We start from the raw sequence: 26,149 nt of genomic DNA, 5'->3' as shown, positions 1-26,149 counted from the left end.
ACAACCGCTATAAAAAAAGGCTGATTACTCAGCCTTCTTTTGATTATTATACTGTTCGTTCAATCGCTTAACGACATCCTTTGTGATATCAAATCCATCCTGTGCATAAAGGACATTTCCGGCTATAACCGTACTCAAAACGACATTATAGCCTCTCTCTTTATTGTAATCGGTCAGGCAGGCTGTAATCGCTTCAAACAAACGCTTGTTCAATTCACTTTGCTCCTTCATTGACTTTTCAGTCATTTCCTGCTGGAGCATCTGTAATCTCTGGTTTTTATCCAGCAATTCCTGACGGGCCGCTTCAGCTCTTTCCCGGGATATAAAACCGCCATTTTCCAGTTTACGCTGAAAATCATTCGCTTCTTTATCCAATTGCTTTGCCTTCATATTCAACTCCGTTCTTCTCTCTTCCTGCTTTTTCAGAAAAGCCTCATTCAACTCGACGGAAAGCAAATAATTACTCAATAATGTATCGGTATTTATATATACTATTTTAGTTCCTGCACCCGTACCGGCTTCAGTGCTAACCTGACATTCACCAACCTTTTTATCCCCGGTGAAATGCAACACATAAAGTACAGCTACAGCAATTAATAATACAACATTCAATACAATAGAATAATTCTTCATGACATTATGACTTTGTTAATACTATACGCACTGTTCATTTACAGATTTAACGCAACAAAGATAAACTTATCTTCTCTTAATCTCTATGTTTTTCTCTTTTTTCTGTATAAAAAATTTTATTTAACAGGCTTTAAGCTTTTCAAAAGCATCAATTTTCAGGCCTGCTTTTTTCCTTACGGTCCACAGAAAAAATCATTTTTAACAAATCCACTTCTTCCTGTCTCAAAGGTTCCGGCTCGTTCTGAAACTTACGGGCACGACGCAACTGTTGATACACCCTTAAACTTTCCAACCCGACACCCAATTTGACATCGACATGTCCTTTATTGGTACTGGCAGCAAAATCATCCAACACCCTTTTCTGATTCTGTTCAGGAGTCCATTCCAATTGAGGCGAAAAAGCATCCCGCTCCAAACCGGCCATATTATTCTTTGCATTCATCCGGTATTGCCGGGTTTGTTCCCCGTATCTTCTCCTTACAACCACTTCCGGTAAATGAACGGTATCGGAGGTCACGAAAACGGCCAATATATACTCATCCCCCGGTAAAGAATCCGGCACAACGACCTCGTACGGCCTATAACCGATATGTGTAAAGTAAATCGTATCTCCGGCCGCAGTATTCATAGCAAAACGTCCCGTCAGATCCGTCGTCGTCAGCATTCCTCCCCGCCTGCAATTGACATTTGCCAACGGACGGGTCGTTCCACTGTCAAAGACAATTCCGGAAAAACGGACTTCTTCCGCCTGCGGTTGCATTTGTGCATACGAAGCATTCAGAATAAATACAAAAAACAAAAGGGAACTAATTTTTTTCATTCTCTTTAGCAATTTCCGTATGTTGTAAAATATTCAACAACAACTCCCTGGCTCGAAACAATTGAGCTTTTACTGTCCCCAGCGGAATAGCCAGTTCATCAGCAATTTCCTCATAAGAGAATTCATCGAAATAACGTAATTCGATCAAACGACGGTAACGTCCTTTCAGCATCGACACCTTCTCCCGCATAAAATCCGCACGCTGCGAGCGAATAGCCTCTTCATCCGGGGTACGGATATCCGCCGGAATACTATTGATATAACCACGGTCCTCCGGATTTATGTCATCCTTGTCCAAGGACACAGTCAACGTCTTTCGTTTACGAATAAAATCAATCGTATTATTGGAAGCGATTTTAAACAGCCAAGTACTAAAAGCAAACTGAGGCGAATAGTAATTTAAGCTGGAAAATGCTTTCTCAAAAGCTTCAAACATCAGATCTTCGGCATCCGTACGGTTATTTACCATTTTCAAAATCATAAAGTACACGGAATCCTTATATCTTTTGAAAAGTTCTGCGTAAGCTTTCTCATCACCGGCAATCGCATTTTTAACTATTTTATAATCGTAAAGCGCCTTTTCCGATAAATTATTGGTTATCTCCATTTCTTGCTTGTAAAAATTGAGTATATATTATAATACCATCTGTATAAAAAACCTACAGAACTGACAAATAACGAAATTAAGAATAATTTCTTTTGTTTCAGATGCTTCAAATAGATATTTATCGTTATAAAATCTATTAAAAATGTTAACAATATACACGCAATTATATATTCTCTAAATATTTGTTTAAAAAGTAAAAAAAACAGAAAAATATATAATAAAGTACGAATAATTGTATCTATTTCAGCTCTTAACCAAGCCTTTACAGGCCATCTTCTTTTATTAATATAATAATACGAAGAATCCTCCTTCCAGGTTTTCTTTTTATCATCATTTATAATTATAAATGTATTTTCCTTTTTGGCCACTTTCACCTTTCCCAAGCCGGACAAAACATTCACCATCTCATTATCGTATCCGATATAGCTCTGTGAATTCCTCGAGAATCCTCTTTTGGAAATATAGAACTTTTTCCGGTATCCCATATTTCTGCCGTCTCCCGATACGTAACATTTTGCCTTAATCAACAAAAACATCTTCAGGAAGCGCATAAAGCGAATTCCACGACGAATGCCCATCCCTTTCCTTTGATCCGGATAATTGGCATATCCTAATACAACGACGGTATCCGGCGTAAAGTAGGACTGCATGTTTTTAATCCATTCATTGGAAGCCGGCCGGCAATCAATTTCAGAAAAAAGCAGGATATCATGCCGGGCAGCCAGAATACCTATATTAATAGCAATCTTTTTCGTACTTCGAAACTTCGTCTCCGGAAAGATCCGGGTCGTTCGGAGATGGGGATATTTTTGCTGCATCTCTGCCAAGACCTCCTGTGTATTGTCTTCTGAACATTCATCGACGACAATCACTTCAAAATCGGGATAATCCTGTTCCAGAAAAAAACAAAGATTCTCTTTCAATTCCTCAGCCCGGTTATTAGAAGTAATAATGACCGATATTCCTTCCCCTTCTTTTGCCGTACTTCCCTTCTCCCGGGAAGTGATCAATACACTTTTATAAATAACGACAATCAAATGGTATAGAAAGAAGATTCCGCATAAAATAAGGATATATACATTTCCCCCCAAAAGACTCCACAATTCCGTAAAATAACTACTCATGATTCATTCCATAATATTAAACCGCTAATAAATGCATCTCATTCCCGTTAAAACCTTGTTTTAGGATGATCCATAAATGAAAATCCGGATATATGCGATTCAATTTTACAATTCAATTACAATCCATTTGGTTTACATTTTACCCGATTTTAAAAAATCAGACAAATATACTCACTTCTCAAAGATTTTTTTTGCAATTCAGAATATATTTTATCAAATTTAGGTGTTTTTACTAACATATAAATTTTAACGCATATGAGCCAAAAACCTAAAGGAATTATCGGTATATTAACCGGAGGTGGAGATGTACCAGGATTAAATCCGGCTATCCGTGCCGTCACGATCAGAGCTTTAAGAGAAGGATATAAAGTGATTGGTATTCGCCGGGGCTGGCGGGGGTTAATAGATATTGTCCGGGACAAGAAAGTGGATAATTCAAATAACTTTTTTGAGTTAACGGAAGATATCGTCAACAGAGCAGGCCGCACCGGCGGAACTTTTCTACATACTTCCCGCACAAGGGCATCGCATGTTCCCCAGGAATCCGTTCCGGCACATTTAAAAGATAAATATTCGGAAAAAGTAAACGACCTGACTCCGGAAGTCCTCCAGAACCTCGATTTTATGGGCATCGACTACCTCGTTCCCATCGGAGGTGACGACACCTTGAGTTATGGGGTGAGATTAAGCAAAGAAGGAGTAAAAGTGATTGCAATCCCCAAAACCATGGACAATGACGTTCCGGGTACGGACTATTGCATCGGTTTCAGCACCTGTATCACCCGTACAATCGAATTGACCCACAGCTTGCGTACCTGTGCCGGTTCTCATGAACGCCTGTTGGTATTGGAGGTTTTCGGACGCTACGCGGGCTTTTCAGCCATGCTCCCCACCCTGGCCGGAGCCGCTAACCGCTGTGTCATTCCGGAATACCAGTTCAATATCGACCACCTATGTGAACTTTTATGCCAGGATCGTTACACGAACCCCAGTAAATATTCCGTCGTACTGATTTCGGAAGGGGCAACCTATAGCGGTGGCGACATGATGTTCCAAAGCCAGGAAGCCGATATGTTCGGTCACAAAAAGCTGGGAGGTATCGGAGATCACATCGCCAATCAACTGAAAGAGCTGTCTCCGAAATTCAACAACGGGGAAACCATCAATGTCATCAACCAGAAATTAGGTTATCTTGTACGCTGCGGTAATCCGGACGCGATGGATTCCATCGTTCCGATGGCATACGGGAACCTTGCCCTGGATCTGATCTCGAAAGGCATGCACGGACGGTTGGTAATTTTACGTAACGGACGCTACGACAATGCACCGATCGAAATCGTCACCAGCACGAAAAAATTAGTGGATGTGGATAAATTTTATAACACCGAAAGATTACGTCCCAAATACAACAGTTTTGAATTCATGCCGCAAATGATTCTTTAAATATCAAAAAAGTCCCCGGAATCCGGGGACTTTTTCTGGTTACTTCTTCAACGTATCCGGTGCAATACTGTCAATTACAACGATACTTTCCTCCTCTATAATTACAGCCGAATCCTGCGGTTGAGTCTTTTGTTCAACCTTCTTTTTGTTGGAATTTCCACAAGATGCCAGCATCAGAACGATACAGGCGATAATGATATACCCCAATTTTGATTTGATATTCATTCTCATCTCTTCCTTTTTTTAGTTATACAACAACTATATACGCTTATCCCAAAAGGAAGTTTACAAAAATTGAAATTTTAATCCGAGAGACAAACTGAAAATATCGGTTATACTCAAATACTTATTCGTAAAATAACTGATAATATACAAATCATTGGTACCGACTTCGTAGAAAAAAGTAATGTGGTCGGACAAGCCTCTGGGATCCCAATTAAAACGGATACGCTGTCCGAAAGCGATGTTAAAACGTAAATTCGTCGCTACATTATAATACTTTTCGGGATATTTATCAGGCTCTTTCGTCCAAAATTCATTGCCGAAAATCTTATTGATGTAAAGACTGGCTGTAAAAGGCTCAAGAACCCACTTTTTCCTTTCATTCAGATTCACACGCCAAGGGATATAATTCTCCTTCAATGTAAACGTGATATGCCATTCCTTACCCTCAAACTTCGGCAGATAACCGAACAATATATCCGTCTCCCATTGTCTCTTTTTACCGTAATCCCAACCGCATCCCAAAGAAAATAGTCCCATTTCACCGGCAAACTGCACCTTATTGTATCTGGGAACCAATTTAGCCCAATTCGACTGATATTTTTCCTGCAGCCTTTCATGACGGGTCTGAGCATCAGCAAAAACCGTCATAAAAACCAAACAACCACACCCGATACATTTAAAAATGAACCACTTCATAACGATAAGAATCAGAAGTCACAGTGAACAATAAATAACTACGCCCTTTCATAGAACCGCAACCGTAATACAATACCCCGTCATCGAAAAAGTCGTTCACCATAACGGAATGAGCATGAGCATGTAAACAAAACTGCAGATTTTTCAACCGCTTGATATACTCCTGAAAAGGAGAAGCAACATTGTTATTAAAAACAACATCCCCGGGTTGCGCATGCATCGCTACAATGGTTTTATCGTACCCTCCTTCCTGCGCATCGGCGATTTCCCGTTCTAAAAACTTAAAATCGGGTACCGGGACGGCATAGTCGAATTCCAGGGCATTGGTATTCAAACACACGAATTTCACATTGCCATAACGGAAAGAAAAATTCAGATCTCCATACATCACCTTGTATACCTCCCTTCCCGACCCCAAATTATCGTGATTCCCGATAATCAGAACATAGGGAACCTTCAGCTTGCTCAAAATATCATGCATCCAGCAATATTCCTTTTTCATCCCGAAATCCGAGATATCTCCACCGTGTATCACCAGATCGATCTTTTCCAGCTTATTTACATGATTGACAAAATCCTTCGTTTCATCATACCAACGTTGAGAATCTCCCATAAAGACAAACCGGACCGTATCGCTGCCGGTATCCTTCTCCTTTAAGCGGGCGATATTTTTTACATTGATATTCTTATACTTACTTTCCAAACGTAAATCGTAAGGATGATATTCAAATACCCGGTCACATGCACACAATAAAAATACCGGGCATAGGTACAAAAACTTCCGGAACATCTCATTCAAATTTATCTGACTTATGCAAAATATATGCCTATCCGCCATTTAGCGGGAATAAATTTTATTTTTCGTTTCGTTTTTAACTTACTTCTCCCCATCTTTGTATAAAGAAACGGACAGAAAGTCTCCGGTAACATTGCAAATTTCAAGTTATATTCATGAAAATACATTTCATAGCCATAGGAGGCAGTGCTATGCATAACCTGGCACTGGCCCTGCACCAGAAAGGATATACCGTAAGCGGATCCGACGACGAAATATTCGAACCTTCTAAAAGCAGATTGGCGGCAGCCGGTATATTGCCCCAAGCCTGGGGATGGTTCCCGGAAAAGATCACGGCGGACCTGGATGCCGTCATATTGGGTATGCACGCCCGGGAAGACAACCCGGAACTGCAAAAAGCCAAAGAGCTCGGCCTGAAGATTTACAGCTATCCCGAATATCTATACGAACAGACAAAAGACAAAAAAAGAGTAATTGTAGGCGGAAGCCACGGGAAAACAACGACAACCTCCATGATTATGCATGTACTCCGGAATTGCGGAATACAATTCGACTATATGGTAGGCGCTCTACTCGAAGGATTTGAAACAATGGTTCATCTCAGCAAGGAGAGTAAAATAGCTGTATTTGAAGGCGACGAATACCTTTCCTCCCCCATCGATATGCGTCCGAAATTCCATCATTATTATCCGGATATAGCTATATTGACAGGGATTGCCTGGGATCACATGAATGTATTTCCGACATTTGAAAACTACGTCGAACAATTCGCTCTCTTCGTTGAAAAAATCTCTGACTCCGGAAAACTGATTTACTACGAAGGAGATGAAAACATACGTAAAATACTCCCGCGATGCCGGCCGACAGTGCGGACCATCCCTTACAACACTTTTCCGCACAAAACGAAAAATGGAAAAACCTATCTCGAAGGCCCGGAAGAAACCGGACTTCAGATATTCGGAGACCACAACCTCCAGAACATTTCCGCGGCATACCTTGCATGCAAAGAACTGGGTATCGACGATCACTCCTTCTTAAAAGCAATTGCATCCTATAAAGGGGCTGCCAAACGCCTCCAAAAAATCACGGAAAATCCAGGATCTGTAGCCTACCTCGATTTTGCCCATTCTCCGTCCAAATTAAAAGCGACGATCGAAGCCGTCCGCCAACAATATCCGGATAAAAAACTGCTGGCTTGTATGGAACTCCATACCTTCAGTAGCCTGAACGCCGATTTCTTACCCCAGTACAAAGGATGTATGGCAAGTGCTGATCAGGCTGTCGTTTTTTTCAATCCGGAAGTTGTACGTCACAAAAAATTACCGGAAATCACAACAAGCGATGTAAAAAAAGGATTCGCCGGAGAAAAACTGGAAGTGTTCACAGATAACTCAGCCTTACTGAAATATCTTTCCGAACAGGATTATACAAATACGGTCTTATTGATCATGACATCCGGAAATTTCTCCGGTATCGACATAAAAACAACTGCAGAAAAATTACTTCATCCATAAACCCGAAAAGGGCTGCTGACGGAAGATAGCAGCCCTTTTCAAAGACACTTTAACACACAACTATCTATTTTCAAAAATTAAGTTTCGTAATCATAAAAAAAAATTCGCTTTCTGTATTGGTTTTAACCTATTTTTCCTATATTCTATGCAGGAATCAAAAGGAAAGTAAACTATTGTTTTGATTTTTGTAGGTAATTTATTTACATGTATATAAACTTAAAACACACCGCATATGGACATGACTCTAAATCAAAGACTTGACAAATTCCTTTACGAAAAGAATTTCACACAGGAACAGTTAAGAATCAAACTAGGTCTGAAAAACAGACAACAAGTCAGCAATTGGATCAATTGTCACGACCATATTCCGGATAAGCATCTGATTGCAATTATCAAGTTGTTTCCAGAACTAAATGCAAATTGGCTGCTACGAGGTGTAGGCTCAATGATTATCGATCAACAGCAACTCCGTCAAATCAACCGGAATGAATTCGGCTTTTGTGAAAATTGTGTCGATAAAGACAAAGAAATTTCCATGCTCAAAGAATTGCTGGAAAAGAAAGAGAATGAATTACGCCAACTCTACCGGGAATCCGGCAAACTGGAAGAAAGACTTTACCAATACGAAAAAAGAAAAAGTTAAGCTTGAAAATATATCTGCAAAAAAAACGGTAGACCTGATCGTGCGGTCTACCGTTTTTATATCATCCGGTTTATTCTTCTTCCCTGCAGTAGCGCTTGATAATATTATAGGCATCGGTAATTCCCAACTCGCCGGCCTTACTCAAATCTGCATTTGCCTCGGCCTTCCGCCCCACATAAATATAGAGCAATCCCCGGTTAAAATAAGCCTCGGCTAAATCCTTATCCATAGCAATCACCTGGGTATATGCTTCCATAGCCTGATCGATCTTCTCACTCTTTACATAAACATTCGCCATATTGAAAAGAGCGAATACAAAAGAAGGGTCGATCTCCAGACATTTCCGGTAATCTTCCAATACTTCCGAATAATCGACCGATCGCTTAACCTCCGGTGTGCTCCCGACAATCCGATTCGTATTGTCATCGATCGATTCGATATAATCGTACATCAGCATACGTGCATTGCCCCGGTTAAAAATAGCCAGAATATCTTTGGGATCAGCATCTACGACCTTATTAAAATCTTCTATGGCTTTGGGGTATTCCTGATTATTCATATAGAATATGCCCCGCAACAGATAAGCATCTGCATTTCCCTGTTGTATTTCATCCGAATAGCGTTCTATATTCATCCGGATCATCTCTTCCGGATAATTACATTTCCGGTTGGTAACGGAAAGGGAGGACGTATAATTATGCTGTTGGTTATAAGCCATAACATGCTGGTTATAATACTGTACTTTCCCACTCCGCAAAGAATCTATACTCAAATGCCGGATACAAAATATATCCTGTAATGCCACAATCACATTCCGATCCTGTACACGGCCGTTTATCACATCCCTCATCCGGTCATTCCGGGCACTGAAATCGATCAGACGGCGAAAATTCTCAGTCGTATCCACCAGTGCATTGCGATCACCGGCCTTCATCTTCCGGTAACGTTCCATAATCGCCGATGCCTGCGCATAATCCCGGTCTGCCGCAGCATAGTCTTTCATGGCATTCCCCACCGCCGCCCTGGCCATATAAGCCTTCACAAAATCCGGATACAAACGGATACTCTCGGAAAAATCGTTATAAGCACCGGGCAGGTCTTTGATCTCCATTTTTATCAATCCCCGGTTAAAATAAATCAAGATATTATCGGGATTCATTTCTACCACCTTATCCAAATCGGCAATGGCATTGTTGTAATCGCCGACTTCCCCGCGCAACATCGCCCGGTTATAATAAGCGTATATGTAATTACTGTCGATACGTACCACTTCCGAATAATCGTCGAGGGCTTCCTGATATTTCTTCATCTCATACCACACCATAGCCCGGCTCATCAGTATCCGTTTATTCTTCGGATTCGCTTTCAGAGCCCGGTTAAAATCTTCAATCGCATTGTGATAATCTTTCTGTCTGTACCACAAATAACCCCGCAATCCGAAGGCATCATCCGAAAACATATTCAACTTAATAGCGGCATTACAATCCGCCAAAGCCCCGTCTACATCATCCAGTTTTTCCCGCATGATAGCCCGGTTTAAATAAGCGGCCAGCAATTTATTATCAATCAGCAAAGACTTCGAATAATCCTTTTCCGCCCCTTTATAATCCCCCATCTGTGCTTTGGTCATGCCCCGGTTGGCATACACATAAGCATCACTCGGATCCAGAGATATGGCATAATTATAATCTTTCATGGCCTCCTCATATTTCCGGAGGTTATGATAAGCGATTCCCCGGTACATATAAGCATGAAAATAATTCGGACTCAAATCGATTGCCCGGCTATAGTCCTGAATCGCCCCCTCGTAATCGTCCAGGTTCATCTTTGCGACCCCCCGGAAGAAATAGGGCTCCGACAGATAAGGCTTCAACCGTATAATATTATTGAAGTTATCAATAGCACTCACATAATCGTCGAAATAAATGGCATTCTTCCCCATCTGCAACATATTGTAAGTATTCCATTGCCCGTTGACATGTCCCCCGACACCCGTCAATACTCCCAATACCACCCATTTCAAAAAGATACGCTTCATTCGTTTAAAAATTAATCCGACGTAAATATAGAAAAAAGAAATGTGCTATAAAAATAGCCGGGAAAAATCCCGGCTATCCAAAAATTCATATCACTGATTAATCATCATCCTGATCGTCGTCTTTTACTCCGGGCTGGAATAAATAAGTCGTAACGTCTGTCGTTGTATAACCGGACTGAGCTACGGAGAAATTAGAACCTCCGGTTGCTACATATCCTCTATTATCCAATACGAAAGCGACAGCAGCCTGACGATAGTGTCCGCTCGGGAAACTGGTTACTTCGTCCCATCTGCCGGTCTCGCCCCGGTAAGGATTGAATTCCCAGCAATCGCTTAACACACTTCCTCTCGCTCCGGTTGCCAAATAGATACGGGCGGTTTTATCCTCTTCCTTACCTACCACAAAAGCTGTTGCATAGCCTCTTGGAATCTTACCGTAATCTCCGTCGTAATTGTGATAATCGGTATCTTTCAATACGTCCAGTTTAGCAAACTTCACACTCTGATACGGAGTAAACTTGATGACATCGTTCGGATAAGAACTTCCGTCAGCACCGGTAAAAATATAAGCGGTTTCTCCGATAACTGCCACACAGGCTCCGGCTCTCTTATCTCCGAACACTTCATTCATTTCCGTCCAGGTATCGGTGTCCAGATCATATTCCCACCAATCCTTCATCGCACCTACCTTGTCATTTCCGTCACTGTAATATCCGTAAGCAACATAAGCTTTTCCTCTGCCACCGGCTTTCGGTACATAAAAACCCAATGCATACTGACGGGGAGTTCCCGGGAAATCCGTCAATTTTGTCCAGCCTTGTCCCGGTGTATATTTCCAAAAATCTTTGAAATATTCAGATTTACCGCTACCGCCGGCTGCTGCATTCTGCGCATAACCTAATCCGACAAAAGCACTTGTTCCATCCGAAAAAGCAGTAGCACCGTAACGCGGTTTAAAATCATCCGGCAAAGTTTCCGCACGTTGCCATATTAAATCTTGTCCTGTTAGGGTACAAGTCCAGAAATCTTTTAATTCATTTGCATATTGATCGATTCCCAATCCGACATAAGCCACATCACCGATTGTAAAGGTTACCGCTCCCACACGACCGGTTCCTCCGAAACTTTCTACTTTTTTCCAGTTCCCGACCTTATCGTCATCGGAGCTACATGCCGCAAAGAACGATACCAGAACAGCTAAAAATAATAAATTCTTTACCGTTTTCATAAAATACTAGTATTTCAATTTTTATTTGTTTATTCTACCAAAACTCGGGCAAAACTACATAAATTATACACAAATACAATAAAAAATCTATTAAATTACGTTTCCAAACTTTATAATTCCTGTAATAACAAATTAAAATAGCTTTCACTTGTAATATTTTTAGAAAATAATTTTACCTTCGCCCTCTGATTATTGCAATGGATAAAATATGAGAAACATACTTTTCTTTTTCTTAATTTGTTTGTGCGGGGCGTGTAATAACGATGTCACTTCAATCGGGGAAGATTTAATCAACAACGAAAGTTATGTTGAAATCAAAACTTATAAAATCCCCACATCGACTGTAAAGCTGGACTCTTTTCCGACCTCGACCGGATATTCCAGCAGTACTTTAAAAGGTTTATTGGCCGGACGGGCAAACGATCCGATCACGGGAGTAACCATCACGACACCCTATTTTGAAATCGTACCTTCCGGAGGCTCGAGAGTCGAAAACACCTATATCTACGATTCGATCACCTTCAATGCCGTATTCAATAAAACGATTTGGGGAGATACAACCACCTTGCAACAATTCCACCTTTATCAATTAAAGGCAACACCGACTTTAAACCCGGACGACGATCTGATTTACAATAATGCCACGGTTCCTCACGAAGCAGAACCGCTCGGATCATATACGACATGGCCGACCCAGGAAAGGTTGAAAAAGTTTCAGTTCCGCCTGAACGATGAAGTAGGACGGGATTTATTCGATAAATTAAGGCAAAACGATTATGTCGTACAAAACGACCTCGATTTTATTCGTTATTTCAAAGGCCTGACCTTAATGGCCGATCCGTCCAACACCTGTATTTTTGGGCTTAGTCCGGCTGCCGACAGCATCGGTATAAAAATCCACTTTCACAGTTCGACGGGCGACCTGACCTATTCTTTCAATAAAAGTAAGAATTACAACCAATATACGTTTATGAATATCGTCAATAATGCCGCCGGGACACCCTATGCCGCACTGACGAAACAATCCGAAAACCTGCCATTTGCAGCAGCCAAACGCCCCAATGCCGTGGACGGCCAAACGGTTACCCAAGGTTTGAGCGGATATATGATTAAAATGAAATTACCGATTGCTCCGGCAGGTAATAAATACCAGACAATTGTCAAAGCGGAAATCGAATTGCATCCGCAACAATTTGTAACCACCTATTATCCGTTACCTAAAACCATATATTTTTACAAATCGGACGTAAGCAACAAGGCATTGTCCACGGTGACCAATATTGCCGGGAATGCCGTAACGGGTAGCCTTGTCTATAAACCGAACAAACCGGGATACGAAACCTATATCATCAATATTACGGATTTCTATAACTCGCTTTGTCAACGTACGGATGCAGAACAAAACAACGAGGTTCTGGTCAGCATCCCGTTAACTGAAATGCATAGTAGTTTCACCCGGTTGACAGTAGACGAAGTACCGGTATTAAAAGTTTATTATGCCCAATATGAGTAATTCCATATTATCTATGAAAAAAATTATTCTGCTTTTTATATTATCCGGATTTTCGGTGTGCACATTCGCTCAGAACAATACCGGGACTCCTTATTCCATGTATGGTATCGGACTATTACAGGATAATTACGGCCCTTATACCGCAATGGGAGGTGTTTCGGCTGCTATGCGCGATGCCAACAACATCAACTTTCTCAACCCGGCTTCCTATACGGCACTCGACAGTAACCGCTTTTACATTCAATTCGGAATTACCGGTGAATATGTAGGCATAGCCACAAACAAAGAAAGCAGCACCTACCGGGTAGCCCAGAATGCAGCCTTGAATATGGCGCTTCGTCTCTATCCGAACCTATTTGCTTCTTTCGGTTTCAACCAGAGATCGGACATCGGTTATGACCTGCATTACAAAGAAAGAATCAACGGAAGCGTCGACGAATACTACAACCAGCAAATATCGGGCAACGGCGGTTTGAACGATTTCTATTTAGGATTGGCCTATAAAGTTAAAAACCTGTCGGTCGGCTTAAATACCTCGTTGGTTTTCGGTAATATCGAAAAGCGGGTCACGTTGATTCCTGCCGTCACCGACAGCTATTACATCAATGCCCGGAATAAAATATCCGTACACGATGTTATTTTTAACCTCGGCCTTCAATACCTGTTTACCTTATCTCCGAAATCCAAACTGACACTGGGAACATCGTTCAATTTAGGGACTGATCTGGCTGCCAAAAAAGACTTCACATCCTACAAGATCAATTCGAGCACTTCCGACCAGCAAACACTGGAAGATGAAGTATTGAGACGGGGCGGCATAAAATATCCGTTCCGGATCATCAGCGGTTTTGCATACGACTACAAAGACAAATGGATGCTGGCAGGAGATTATACCTTCCAGAAAATGTCTGCCTACGAAGAATTCAAAGTCAATCAGGATTACCACGATTATCACAAAGTCTCTCTGGGCGCGTCTTTAATGCCGGCACGTTACGGACGCTACTGGTGGCAACGCAACAAATACATTTTAGGAACTTATATGGTCCGCTCTCAAATTAAATTGAACAATACCTTTATCAATACCTATGCCATTACTTTCGGTACCCAAATGCCGATATACATTCCGAACCGGGAATTATTGCTCGGTATTGCTTTCGATTTAGGGATAAGAGGAACCAAGGAAAACGGATTGATTCAGGAAAAATTTGCAAAAATCCGACTTAACATCGCCTTTAAAGAAGGTTGGTTTATGAAACGAAAAATCGATTAATAAAATATCTAAAATATTATCTGCAAAGAAGTGCGGCAAGTTTAACGAAAAAATCTTAAATTTGCCGCATTAGTTTTATAATAAAACAAATATCGTCCAAAAGACATTGAAACACATCACTTATTGTATAAATCAAAAAAGAAAACTATGAAAAAAATTCTTATCCCTGCTCTCTGTGTTCTGGCTCTGAGCGCTTGTACATCAACACAGAAATATACCATCAACGGTACTGTGGAAGGAGAAACAGAAGGAACAGTTCATCTGGTAAAATTCCAGAACAGACAAGCTGATACATTAGCCAGTGCCCCCATTCAAGACGGAAAATTCAAACTGGAAGGAAGTGTCCAGGAAGTTTCTGACGCTTATTTGACAGTAGATGGTAAAAGAGGCCGTACACCCCTTATCATTGAAAATACAACCTTTACGGCTACTTTGAATCCGGCAGACAACAGCCAGTCCAAAGTTGAAGGAACGGCAAATCAGAAAGTCATCAATGATTATCTGGTTATTTCAAATGACCTGATGAAAAAACAATCTGAGCTGTATAAAGAATATACGGTTGCTATGCAAAATCAGGATCAGGAAAAAGCCAACGAAATCCGGAATCAATTTGAAGCTTATGAAAAAGAGGCCGAAGCACAGGAAGCTGATCTGATCAAAAACAATGCCGACAGTTTTGTATCCGCCTTTATCATTGCTTCCAAAATGGGTGGCATGGAATTCGACCAATTGAAAGAAATGTACGGAAATTTGGGTGAAAATGCCAAAAACAGCCTGTACGGGAAAAAAATTGCCGAAAGAATCGCCAAATTGGAAGCTGTAGCTATCGGTCAAACAGCTCCGAATTTCACCCTGAATACACCGGAAGGCAATCCGCTTTCTTTGGCTGATATCAAAGGTAAAGTGAAAATTATCGATTTCTGGGCATCCTGGTGTAATCCTTGCCGTCAGGCAAATCCTGAAGTAGTGGAAATCTACAAAGAATACCACCCGAAAGGACTTGAAATTCTCGGCGTTTCTCTAGACAACAATCAGGAAGCATGGGTGAAAGCCATCGAAGACGACGGTCTGACCTGGAACCACGTTTCAGACCTGAAAGGCTGGGAAAATGCAGCCGCTCAATTGTACGGCGTAAACAGTATTCCTCATCTGCTCGTTCTGGATGAAAACAACCAAATCGTTGCCCGTAACCTGCACGGTCAGGAATTGAAAGATAAAATTGCTGAAATGCTGAAATAAACAGCCTTACTCTTCAATTAAATGCCATACCAATCCCCCTGAAATTGAAATTTCAGGGGGATTTTATTTGGATTCTCTTCCAGTATACCAAACGCCGGTATCAACGTATTTCACGAACCTCTTCTCAACAAACTTTTCTTTTTCATCGGAAATAAGACGATTCTTTACTATTTTTGTATACGTAAAAACAAAACGGGAAAAGGGGAAAATGTACAGGATATCGTTGCTATTCTTATTGTTGTGTTATGGCCTTCAGCTTTCTGCCAGCCATCCGGAAAAAGCGAATCATTGGACAGACGAAACCTTGCAATCCATGACACTGAATGAAAAGATCGGCCAGTTGTTTATGATTGCCGCTTACAGCAATAGGGATCAGGAATATGAAGACCGGCTTGAAAAAATCATCCGGGAATACAACATCGGAGGATTGATTTTTTTCCAGGGGGAACCGGTACGTCAGGCCCAATTAACCAACCGTTATCAGAAAGCAGCCAAATATCCTTTACTGATCGGTCTTGATGCCGAACATGGGGTAGGTTGGCGCTTAAGAACCGGGATGGAATTTCCTTTGATGGGAATAGCCGGAGCCATCCGCAACGATTCCCTGATATTCAGGCTTGGAGCCACAATTGCCCGGCATTGTAAGGAATTGGGAGTACACATCAATTTCGCTCCCGTTGCAGATATCAATAACAACGCTCAAAATCCGGTTATCGGTATGCGGTCTTTCGGAGAAAACCGGAATAACGTATGGCATAAAACCGAAATGTATATCCGGGGCTCTCTCTCTGAAAATGTTCTCCCGGTAGCCAAACATTTCCCGGGGCATGGAGATACCGATACCGATTCGCATTATGCCTTACCGCTCATTAGCCAGGACCGCACACGCCTGGATTCGCTGGAACTCTATCCGTTTAAAAAATTAATTGAGGCAGGCCTGTCGGCAATCATGGTAGCCCATCTGAATGTCAAAGCTCTCGATTCATCCGGCATGCCGGCTTCCTTATCCGCAGCCGTCATCGACCGGTATTTAAAAGACAGCCTGAAATTCAACGGCCTGTGCTTCACCGATGCCATGAACATGAAAGGCGTAACCCGGGGACGGGAACGAGGAGAAGCAGAGGTTGCAGCTTTACTGGCAGGTAACGATATTCTGCTCTTTCCCGAAGACATCGGTCAGGCGATTGCCAAAATCAAAAAAGCCATCACTGACAGTGTGCTGACCGAAAGCATGATCGACGAAAAATGCAAAAAAATCCTGATCGCCAAATACACATATGTCCTGCCGCAATTTCACCCGATCAAGACAGAAAAATTGTGGTCCCGTTTGAACACCCCTGAAGATTTTGCTCTCAAGCAGGAATTGTATAAAAGTGCTGTTACATTAATAAAAAACGAACAAAACATACTACCGCTTCAGCGCCTAGACACCTTACGGATTGCAGCCGTAAATTTCGGGGCCGCCAATATCAATCATTTCCAGACCACCTTAAACCGGTATGCAGAAATATACAACCTGACAGCTCCGGACAAAATGAACGCCACGGAATTGAATAATTTCATCCGGCAACTAAGCGGCTACAACTGCATCATCATATACAACAGCAAAGCTTCCAATCGCAGTTCCCGCCATTTTGGCTATACTCCCGGACTTACAGACCTGATCCGCGCTCTGAAAGGAAAAAAGGTCATCCTTTGCCACCCGGGAACGCCTTACGGACTTAAAAACTATATCGATTTACCGTTAGATGCCATTCTGATCAACTTTGAAGATCACTTGTACGCCCGGCAATATGCTGCACAAGCAATCTTCGGCGGCATCCCGGTTGACGGTAAACTTCCGGTAAGCATTTCTCCGGCTTACTCAGCCGGAGACGGGCTATCAACCCCCAAAACCCGCCTGGGGTATGCGCTGCCTGAAATGTGCCGTATGACATCGGAGCGGCTGTCACGTATCGACTCCATGTGTAATGTAGCCATTCAGACAAAAGCCACCCCCGGATGCCAGGTATTGGTAGCCAAAGACGGTTATGTCGTTTACGATAAAGCTTTTGGTTACAACACCTACAAAAATACGGTTCCCAACCACACGGAAAACATATACGACATCGCTTCCATAACGAAAATCGCAGCGACTCTTCCCTGTGTTATGAAGCTTTATGAAGAAGGAAAAATCAAATTGGAGGCTCCTCTTGCCGACTATTACCCGGCCTTGCGCAACACCAATAAAAAAGACATCACGGTAAAAGAAGTTCTCATGCACATGGCCGGTCTGAAATCCTACGTCCCGGCTTTTACCGAGGCTGTCGATAAAGAAGCCCTTCACGGTTCGCTTTTCACTCCCGTCCCGACAAAATATAACACCCTGAAACTCAAAGACCGGTTGTACGCCAATCCGAATTACCGGTTTAAAGACAGTACCTTCTCACGAGAAGCCCTTCCGGGCTACAAAGCCTTTACTCCCGGATTATACATTTTTGACGGTTACCGGGACAGCATTATGCATGCCCTGTTAAACTCCGAACTGCTTCCTAAAAAAGAGTACGTATACAGTGACCTCAGTTTTATTTTTCTGCAACAAGCCATCGAAACCATTACCCGGCAACCCCTGGATCAATATTGCCGGAATACATTTTTCAAAAAGTTAGGGACTTACAACACCGATTTCAATGCCGCCAAACACCTCAATACGAAATACATTATTCCTTCATGTATAGATAACCTTTATCGTAAAAGAGAAGTCAGAGGCTACGTACACGATCCGACAGCAGCCATCCTGGGCGGTGTTGCCGGACATGCAGGACTGTTTTCGACGGCCAACGATCTGGCCAAAATCATGGAAATGTATTTGAATAAAGGATACTACGGCGGAGAGCAATTTTTTACGGAAAGTACAATTTCGACATTTACCCATCGGGCCGATACGCTTTCCCCAAACCGCCGGGGGCTTGGTTTTGACAAACCGGAAACCGATACGACAAAAATCGGACCGACATGCAAAATCATTCCTCCCGATAGTTTCGGGCACACCGGTTTTACAGGCACTATGGCCTGGGCCGATCCGGACAACCACCTGATATACATATTCCTGTCCAACAGGACTTATCCGAGTGAATTCAACACCAAACTTTCGGAAGAAGATATCCGGACAAAAATTCAGGAATTTATATACCAGGCTTTGCAAAATTAAATTTTCAGCTCCCTGATTTCCGTAATATCTGACTGAATGAGAAGGAAATAATTATAGAAACTTTTCCCTAATTATTACTAGTAAAATCAGGAAAAATAGATACTTTTGCATGTGAAGAAAGAATTTAACCAGTTATTAATAAATAATCTTAATTATGAGTAATTTCTTATCATCCTCTATCGGGAAAAAAGTCATTATGAGTTTATCCGGACTTTTCCTGATTGCTTTTTTATGTGTCCATCTGACACTAAATTTATTTTTGATTCTCGATAACAGCGGGGAGTTATTCAATCATGGAGCAAATTTCATGGCTACCAATCCTGTTATCAAGATCGTTGAACCGATTCTGGCTCTCGGATTCATCATCCACATCATTTGGGCCAGTGTACTTACTTTACAAAACCAGAAGGCACGTCCGGTAAAGTATGCACAAAGGAATCAAGGTCAGAATGCAACCTGGGCTTCACGTAACATGTACATCCTGGGAGCTTTGGTACTTGTATTCCTTATCATCCACCTTTACAATTTCTGGTGGAACATCAAAATCACGGGCAATTTAGCTCATGTTGTCATTGACGGAGTGGAAATGGAAGACACCTATTTGTTGGTATCCAGCCTGTTCAAATCCAGTATCGCCTACTGTGCCCTATACATCATTGGTGCTATCTTACTGGGCCTTCACCTGACACACGGATTCTGGTCGGCTTTTCAGTCTATCGGTTTCAGCAATCAGATCTGGAGAAAACGCCTGGAATGCCTGGCCCGGATTCTGGCTGTAATCATAGCTGTCGGCTTCAGCATCATTCCGTTATACTTCCTGGCAGGGCTGGGAAACTAATTCAATTGTAAGTTGTGGATTGTAAATTCATCACACTGCAATTCAAGATCTAAATTCAAAATTTAAAACTATTTATCATGTCAATAATAGATGCTAAAATACCTGCCGGACCGTTAAAAGACAAGTGGTCAAACCATAAAGCCCATATCGGTGTTGTCAGCCCGGCCAACAAAAAGAAACTGGATATTATCGTCGTAGGTACCGGATTGGCAGGAGGTTCTGCTGCTGCCAGCCTCGCAGAATTAGGCTATAATGTAGCTGCTTTTTGCTATCAGGATTCCCCCCGCCGTGCTCACTCCATTGCTGCACAGGGAGGTATCAATGCTGCTAAAAACTATCCGAACGATAACGACTCTGTATTCCGTTTGTTCTATGAAACCATCAAAGGTGGTGACTACCGTGCACGGGAAGCTAATGTTTACCGTTTGGCAGAAGTAAGTAACGCCATCATTGACCAGTGTGTTGCCCAGGGAGTTCCTTTCGCCCGCGATTACGGCGGTTTATTAGCCAACCGTTCTTTCGGAGGTGCATTGGTAAGCCGTACATTCTATGCCCGCGGTCAAACGGGACAGCAATTATTGCTGGGTTGTTACAGTGCCATGAACCGGCAGATTGAAAAAGGCAAAATCAAGGTATACGATCGCCACGAGATACTCGATATCGTAGTTGTTGACGGCAAAGCCCGCGGAGTGATTGCCCGTGATTTAGTAACGGGTAAGATCGAGCGTTTCGGAGCACATGCCGTTGTTTTGGCAACCGGCGGATACGGTAACGTATTCTTCCTTTCAACCAATGCTATGGGATGTAACGGAAGTGCTGCATGGCAAGCTTATAAAAGAGGTGCCATGTTCGGTAATCCCTGTTTCGTACAGATTCACCCGACCTGTATTCCCGTTCACGGAGAACAGCAGAGTAAACTGACACTGATGTCGGAATCTTTACGTAACGACGGCCGCGTATGGGTACCGAAAAAAATAGAAGATGCCCAAAAATTACAAGCCGGGACTTTAAATCCGAACGATATTCCGGATGAAGACCGTGATTTCTACCTGGAACGCCGTTATCCGGCATTCGGAAACCTGGTTCCCCGCGACGTGGCTTCACGTGCAGCCAAAGAAAGATGTGATGCCGGCTTCGGTGTCAACAACACGGGAAAAGCCGTATTCCTGGACTTCAAATACGCCATCGAGCAATTAGGCCGTGACACCATCGAAAAACGGTACGGAAACTTATTCCAGATGTATGAAAAAATTACGGCTGTCGATCCGTACAATAACCCGATGATGATTTATCCGGCTATACACTATTCAATGGGCGGATTATGGGTGGATTACAACCTGATGACGACCATTCCGGGATTATATGCCATCGGAGAATGTAACTTCTCCGACCACGGAGCCAACCGTCTGGGTGCTTCGGCATTGATGCAGGGATTGGCTGACGGATATTTCATTTTGCCGTATACTATCGGTGATTATCTCGCCAAAGAAATCCAAACTCCGAAAATTAAAACCAATACCCCGGAGTTCGACGAAGCCGAGAAACACGTCACAGAACGTTTACGTAAATTATTCGACATTAAAGGGACCAAATCTCCGGATCATTTCCATAAGCTATTGGGACATATCATGTGGGATTATATCGGCATGGCACGTGAAGCCAAAGGTTTGGAAAAAGCAATTCAGCTGATCGCCGAACTGAAAGAAGAATTCTACAAAGATTTACGCGTTGTAGGAGAATTCACAGCCATGAACAACGAATTGGAAAAAGCAGCACGTGTAGCCGATTTTATCGAATTGGCAAATTTGATGGCACACGACGCTCTCGACCGGAACGAATCCTGTGGTGGCCACTGCCGTTTGGAATCAGTAACCGAAGAAGGAGAAGCCAAACGTGACGACGCACACTATACCTACGTTTCTGTATGGGAATACAAAGGAGAAGACAAAGCTCCCGAATTACACAAAGAAAATTTGGTATTCGAGAATGTCGAACTTACACAACGCTCTTATAAATAATGACCATTGCAAATTGTAAACTTTAAATTGTAAACGACACAATTTGAAATCTACAATTTAAAATTTAAAACGAAGTTTAGTTATGGCAGATACTATATTAAAAGAATTGACACTTAAGGTATGGCGGCAGAAAGACGCCAAATCCAAAGGCGGATTTGAAACCTATAAAGTCCATGATATTTCGACCGGTACTTCATTCCTCGAAATGTTGGATATCCTGAATGAACAACTGGTCAGTGAAAACAAAGAACCGGTTGCTTTCGACCACGATTGCCGTGAAGGTATTTGCGGTATGTGCAGCTTGTTTATCGACGGACGTGCTCATGGCCCGGACGACGATGTGACCACCTGCCAATTGCACATGCGTCGCTTTAAAGATGGCGCAACCATCACCATCGAACCCTGGCGGAGCGGAGCATTCCCCGTTATCAAAGACCTGATCGTCGATCGTAATGCTTTCGAAAAGATACAGCAAGCCGGAGGATATGTGTCTGTAAATACCGGTGGTGTACCCGACGCAAATGCAATTCCGATTGCAAATGAAAAAGCCGAGGAAGCGATGGATGCAGCCGCATGTATCGGTTGCGGGGCTTGTGTAGCCACATGTAAAAACTCGTCAGCCATGTTATTCGTAGCTGCAAAAGTTTCACAATTTGCCCTCTTACCGCAGGGTAAAATAGAAGCCGCCCGCCGCGCTAAAGCAATGGTTGCCAAAATGGATGAACTCGGATTCGGAAACTGTACCAATACAGGTGCATGTGAAGCCGAATGCCCGAAAAGCATTTCTATCGAGCATATCGCCCGACTCAACAGAGAATATCTGAAGGCCAAGCTGAAAGATTAATTCACTGAAAGCCGCCTTCGGGCGGCTTTTTTTAACATCTATACCCATGAGACTATATTACCGGGAAGAAGGAGAAGGACAGCCCCTGATTATCTTACACGGACTGTGGGGGGCTTCCGACAACTGGCTACCCATCATGCATCGTTTAAAAGACCGTTTCAGGGTTATCATTCCCGATATGCGCAATCACGGTCAATCCCCGCATCACCCGCAACACAATTATCCGGCCTTATGCGGAGACTTACTGGAATTGATTCAGAAACTCGGATTGACAAAACCTCACCTTATCGGCCACTCCATGGGAGGGAAAACCGCTATGTTTTTTCTATTGCAATACCCTGAATACATTTCTAAAGCCATTATCATAGACATCGCACCGATAGCCTATATGCCCTCGCTCGAACATCTGAATATCCTGACGTATATCACATCCGTCAATCCGGGAACATTTGCCAATCGCAACGCACTACAGGCGGATATACGAAAACATTTCGGCGATACCGCTACCCAACAGATATTGTTCAAAAATATTCGTAAAACAATAAAAGGACTGAAATGGAAAATCAACCCGGAAGCCCTGCAACAGAATATAAATGAAGTATGCCATTGGCCGGCAGACATAACCGACAAAATCTATCCCGGCCCGATATTGTTTATCAAAGGTGAAAAGTCTGCATATATTCCCAACGAAGGAGAATGCCTGAAAAAACAATTTCCGGCAGCCCGTGTAGAAATCATTCCCCAAGCGGGGCATGCCATCCACAACGAACAGCCGGAAATACTGCTAAAAACGATCCATGCATTTTTAGCCTGACTATTCTTCCGTCCATACTAAAGTTCTCTGGACATAAGAAATAGCCTGAATATTTACATTGCTGTATTTATGATTGTAATCGATTCCCGGTTCCAATAAAATAGCCGACAACCGGACGATGTATTTATCACCGTTTTTCAAATCTCCCATCCGGTTTTCCACATCGGTTTCCGTCTTCGTATTCGAATCGACTGACAGTGATTCGATCCCGGCATACAATTGACTGACAAAATAAGGATTAGCGGCATCCGCATTCTCTTTCAGAACTTCCACCCGGTAATAAACAGAGGCCTGATCGTAAGGATTCCATTCCACCCGCAGACTTTTACCTTCATTATAAGCATTCAGTCCGAAATCCCGGAATGAACGCTGCGGTAAATTTTCAGCATATATACGATCCTTAAATTTTAAAGGATGCCCGGAAACTTTAATATAAAAGACAATATCCCGGGTATTTTCCGGTAACTCAAATTCACTGGCTACAATATCGCCCTTATCCGTCCAGCTTTTTACCCGGCTCCGATAAGCCAACTTAAATACCTTATCCGGAGCTGCGATAACAGAAGCCTCACTCATATTTACCGTATTCTTACCCTTTACGGAAACACCGACCCGCGTCGGTTCGACACCCGAACTCTTTATCTCATTTATCAGATAAGCATCCCCTGTCAAATCCTGCAAATAAACCGGTTCTGTCACATACTTACGCTCCCCTTTATTCACCATCACCGTCAGGTAATTACTTCCACTATGCAATACTCCCCATTTCTCGGTAGTACCGTTATCGTATCGCAAGGTTATTTCATTCTCTCCACTGAACCATGTCCCGACTTCCCGGTCGATACGTCCGCTAAAATCCATCGTCCACAGCTTACCGCTGCTTTCCAGCTTCACAGCTTCAACCAAATCTTCCGTCGTATAACTGTTCGGTGTATTTGCCCAATTTATGCAATACCAATACTTCCCGGTCACTTTATCAATATTCAATATTGTATCGTCGCGCTTACCATCATCACTACAAGACATAAATATTCCCGCAAACAAGAAAATCAATAAGCATTTACCACCTTTCATAACCATTCCCATAAATAATTTTCAATTAATATATATCTTTGCATAGAAGAAGCTGTGCCTTTGCATCATTCAAAAAATTTGCTTCTGCTTTCGGCTTGCATTATTTTTGTGCAAGATACAATTTTTATGCCAAAAAAAGAGAAACACAAATAATAATATGCTATATCCTTTAAAATTTAAGCCTATCATCAAACAAACGCTTTGGGGTGGCAAAAAGCTCGCTTATAAAAGCGAAGACAATCAAGTAAAAGATTCCATCGGAGAAAGCTGGGAGCTTTCCGGCGTTCAGGACAACATATCCGTCGTCTCGGAAGGAGCCTTGGCAGATAACAGCCTGGAAGAGTTGATCGAAGTCTATATGGGAGACCTCGTAGGTGATCATATCTATGAAAAATTCGGAGTGGAATTTCCGCTTCTGATCAAATACATCGACGCCTGTGACAAACTTTCCATACAGGTACACCCGGACGACGCCACAGCCAAAGAGCGCCACAATGCCTATGGAAAAACCGAAATGTGGTACCTGGTAGATGCTGATCCGGAAGCCCGTCTGCTGCTCGGCTTTAATAAAGATACAGACAAATCGGAATATCTGACTAAATTACACAACAACACTCTTCCCGAAATCCTGAACGTTGAAAAGGTAAAAAAAGGAGATTGTTTTTTCATTCCGGCAGGTACGGTACATGCCATCGAAAAAGGATGTTTCATTGCAGAAATACAACAAACCTCCGACATTACTTATCGGATATACGATTACGACCGCCGGGACAAAAACGGAAACGCCCGGGAATTACATACGGAATTAGCTACCGATGTCATTCATTTTAATTCCCAGAAAGAACACAGCATTCCCTATCACAGGCACGAAAACCATACGGAAGAACTTGTCGACTGTAATTATTTCACAACCAGTTACCTGAAGTTTGACAAAGAAATCGAAAAAGACTATATCGATATCGACTCATTCGTTATTTATATGTGCCTGGACGGTAATTTTACAATCGTATACGACACCGACCAATCCATCCAAGTAAAAAAAGGAGAAACAATTCTTGTTCCGGCCTGTCTGAAAAATATATTTCTCATCCCGCAACAAGAAGCCGAACTACTGGAAATATTCATCCGATAACGACCTCTATTATAAAAAGAGAGTCCGTTATACAAAATTACACCTAAAAAGACTGATTGGAGACAGGATTGCCAGTCAGTCTTTCATTTATAGTGTCAATAGTTATCAAGTGATCGATATTTAACTAAAACAATTATTGAGAAAAATAAAAAACCTTTTGACACAACAAGCAAAAAACGAGAGAATTAAATTGATACTATTCAAAAAATTATATAAACACAAATTTGAGTCTTTTTGATTCAAGTTATTTTTCATAAATTTGTATTGAATAACTAAATCTATATGCCTATGAATAAATAACAGCATTATTTTTTGAACATTTACAAGTACCGCCCCACTCTAAAAGTGCCGGTACACACACATAAAAGCGTTAACTTTTATTCTTGCTACTGAAACTTCGACAATTTCAAAGCAATCAAGAATAAGGTCAATGTCCATGTTTATCGTGGG

22 protein-coding genes are annotated in these 26,149 nt (G+C 42.2%); 12 read left to right on the top strand and 10 right to left on the bottom strand.

All coding sequences use genetic code 11. From position 1 onward, the window contains the following. Positions 1-24: 24 nt before the first annotated feature. The 4 genes from BN8908_RS16895 to BN8908_RS16880 form a co-directional block, all read right to left on the bottom strand. Positions 25-633 carry an OmpH/Skp family outer membrane protein gene (locus BN8908_RS16895; RefSeq protein ID WP_021986843.1) on the bottom strand — a complete coding sequence of 203 codons (609 nt, stop codon included), beginning with the start codon at positions 631-633 and terminating at the stop codon, positions 25-27. A gap of 148 nt (positions 634-781) precedes the next feature. Continuing rightward, complete coding sequence (locus BN8908_RS16890; protein ID WP_021986844.1) at positions 782-1,453, bottom strand: peptidase associated/transthyretin-like domain-containing protein; 672 nt, start codon at positions 1,451-1,453, stop codon at positions 782-784. Next, positions 1,440-2,060: an RNA polymerase sigma factor gene (locus BN8908_RS16885; protein WP_021986845.1), complete on the bottom strand. Its 621-nt coding sequence runs from the start codon at positions 2,058-2,060 to the stop codon at positions 1,440-1,442. Before BN8908_RS16885 ends, BN8908_RS16890 begins: the two co-directional genes overlap by 14 nt. Then, positions 2,051-3,184, bottom strand: a complete 1,134-nt coding sequence (locus BN8908_RS16880; protein WP_068691783.1) for a glycosyltransferase — start codon at positions 3,182-3,184, stop codon at positions 2,051-2,053. The genes BN8908_RS16885 and BN8908_RS16880 overlap by 10 nt, the downstream gene beginning before the upstream one ends. A gap of 255 nt (positions 3,185-3,439) precedes the next feature. Between BN8908_RS16880 and BN8908_RS16875 the strand changes: the two genes are divergently transcribed. Then, positions 3,440-4,627 (top strand): 6-phosphofructokinase, encoded by a 1,188-nt coding sequence (locus BN8908_RS16875; protein WP_021986848.1) that lies wholly within the window; start codon positions 3,440-3,442, stop codon positions 4,625-4,627. Positions 4,628-4,666: 39 nt separating this feature from the next. Here the strand turns inward: BN8908_RS16875 and BN8908_RS16870 are convergent, their stop codons facing one another. The 3 genes from BN8908_RS16870 to BN8908_RS16860 are packed head-to-tail and all read right to left on the bottom strand — an operon-like array spanning position 4,667 to position 6,338. Further along, complete coding sequence (locus tag BN8908_RS16870; protein ID WP_021986849.1) at positions 4,667-4,858, bottom strand: hypothetical protein; 192 nt, start codon at positions 4,856-4,858, stop codon at positions 4,667-4,669. Between the two features lie 54 nt (positions 4,859-4,912). Next, positions 4,913-5,548, bottom strand: coding sequence for an SPFH domain-containing protein (locus BN8908_RS16865; protein WP_021986850.1), 636 nt, complete (start codon positions 5,546-5,548; stop codon positions 4,913-4,915). Then, complete coding sequence (locus BN8908_RS16860) at positions 5,529-6,338, bottom strand: metallophosphoesterase family protein (protein WP_068691779.1); 810 nt, start codon at positions 6,336-6,338, stop codon at positions 5,529-5,531. The genes BN8908_RS16865 and BN8908_RS16860 overlap by 20 nt, the downstream gene beginning before the upstream one ends. 161 nt (positions 6,339-6,499) lie before the next feature. Here BN8908_RS16860 and BN8908_RS16855 point away from each other — a divergent pair, with 161 nt between their 5' ends. Beyond that, complete coding sequence (locus BN8908_RS16855; RefSeq protein ID WP_021986852.1) at positions 6,500-7,858, top strand: UDP-N-acetylmuramate--L-alanine ligase; 1,359 nt, start codon at positions 6,500-6,502, stop codon at positions 7,856-7,858. A 232-nt stretch (positions 7,859-8,090) separates the two neighbouring features. Then, positions 8,091-8,501: a hypothetical protein gene (locus tag BN8908_RS16850; protein WP_021986853.1), complete on the top strand. Its 411-nt coding sequence runs from the start codon at positions 8,091-8,093 to the stop codon at positions 8,499-8,501. A 70-nt stretch (positions 8,502-8,571) separates the two neighbouring features. Here the strand turns inward: BN8908_RS16850 and BN8908_RS16845 are convergent, their stop codons facing one another. Continuing rightward, complete coding sequence (locus BN8908_RS16845; protein WP_068691777.1) at positions 8,572-10,539, bottom strand: tetratricopeptide repeat protein; 1,968 nt, start codon at positions 10,537-10,539, stop codon at positions 8,572-8,574. A gap of 97 nt (positions 10,540-10,636) precedes the next feature. Continuing rightward, the gene (locus tag BN8908_RS16840; RefSeq protein WP_021986855.1) at positions 10,637-11,767 is read right to left on the bottom strand and encodes a Kelch repeat-containing protein; all 1,131 of its coding nucleotides are present in this window, start codon (positions 11,765-11,767) and stop codon (positions 10,637-10,639) included. A 208-nt stretch (positions 11,768-11,975) separates the two neighbouring features. On the opposite strand from BN8908_RS16840, the gene BN8908_RS16835 reads away from it, so the two are divergent. The 8 genes from BN8908_RS16835 (at position 11,976) to BN8908_RS16800 (ending at position 23,493) form a co-directional block, all read left to right on the top strand. Then, positions 11,976-13,280, top strand: coding sequence for a DUF4270 family protein (locus BN8908_RS16835; RefSeq protein WP_068691775.1), 1,305 nt, complete (start codon positions 11,976-11,978; stop codon positions 13,278-13,280). A 13-nt stretch (positions 13,281-13,293) separates the two neighbouring features. Then, positions 13,294-14,550 carry a BamG family beta-barrel-assembly machinery protein gene (gene bamG, locus BN8908_RS16830; RefSeq protein WP_021986857.1) on the top strand — a complete coding sequence of 419 codons (1,257 nt, stop codon included), beginning with the start codon at positions 13,294-13,296 and terminating at the stop codon, positions 14,548-14,550. Positions 14,551-14,697: 147 nt separating this feature from the next. Further along, on the top strand, positions 14,698-15,789 hold the full coding sequence (locus tag BN8908_RS16825; RefSeq protein ID WP_021986858.1) for a TlpA disulfide reductase family protein: 1,092 nt from the start codon (positions 14,698-14,700) through the stop codon (positions 15,787-15,789). 208 nt (positions 15,790-15,997) lie between these two features. Then, positions 15,998-18,979, top strand: a complete 2,982-nt coding sequence (locus tag BN8908_RS16820) for a serine hydrolase domain-containing protein (protein ID WP_068691773.1) — start codon at positions 15,998-16,000, stop codon at positions 18,977-18,979. Between the two features lie 154 nt (positions 18,980-19,133). Next, positions 19,134-19,817, top strand: a complete 684-nt coding sequence (locus tag BN8908_RS16815; RefSeq protein ID WP_021986860.1) for a succinate dehydrogenase cytochrome b subunit — start codon at positions 19,134-19,136, stop codon at positions 19,815-19,817. A gap of 77 nt (positions 19,818-19,894) precedes the next feature. Next, positions 19,895-21,835 carry a fumarate reductase/succinate dehydrogenase flavoprotein subunit gene (locus BN8908_RS16810; protein WP_021986861.1) on the top strand — a complete coding sequence of 647 codons (1,941 nt, stop codon included), beginning with the start codon at positions 19,895-19,897 and terminating at the stop codon, positions 21,833-21,835. A gap of 82 nt (positions 21,836-21,917) precedes the next feature. After that, entirely contained in the window at positions 21,918-22,679 is a 762-nt protein-coding gene (locus BN8908_RS16805; protein ID WP_021986862.1) for a succinate dehydrogenase/fumarate reductase iron-sulfur subunit, read from the top strand. Positions 22,680-22,725: 46 nt separating this feature from the next. After that, positions 22,726-23,493 (top strand): alpha/beta fold hydrolase, encoded by a 768-nt coding sequence (locus BN8908_RS16800; RefSeq protein ID WP_021986863.1) that lies wholly within the window; start codon positions 22,726-22,728, stop codon positions 23,491-23,493. Here the strand turns inward: BN8908_RS16800 and BN8908_RS16795 are convergent, their stop codons facing one another. Beyond that, on the bottom strand, positions 23,494-24,579 hold the full coding sequence (locus BN8908_RS16795; protein WP_068691771.1) for a hypothetical protein: 1,086 nt from the start codon (positions 24,577-24,579) through the stop codon (positions 23,494-23,496). Positions 24,580-24,724: 145 nt separating this feature from the next. Between BN8908_RS16795 and BN8908_RS16790 the strand changes: the two genes are divergently transcribed. Further along, positions 24,725-25,699: a type I phosphomannose isomerase catalytic subunit gene (locus tag BN8908_RS16790; RefSeq protein ID WP_021986865.1), complete on the top strand. Its 975-nt coding sequence runs from the start codon at positions 24,725-24,727 to the stop codon at positions 25,697-25,699. Positions 25,700-26,149 lie beyond the last annotated feature (450 nt).

Source organism: Culturomica massiliensis, assembly GCF_900091655.1.
Lineage (GTDB): Bacteria > Bacteroidota > Bacteroidia > Bacteroidales > Marinifilaceae > Culturomica > Culturomica massiliensis.
This window is presented reverse-complemented; position numbering and strand designations above follow the sequence as displayed.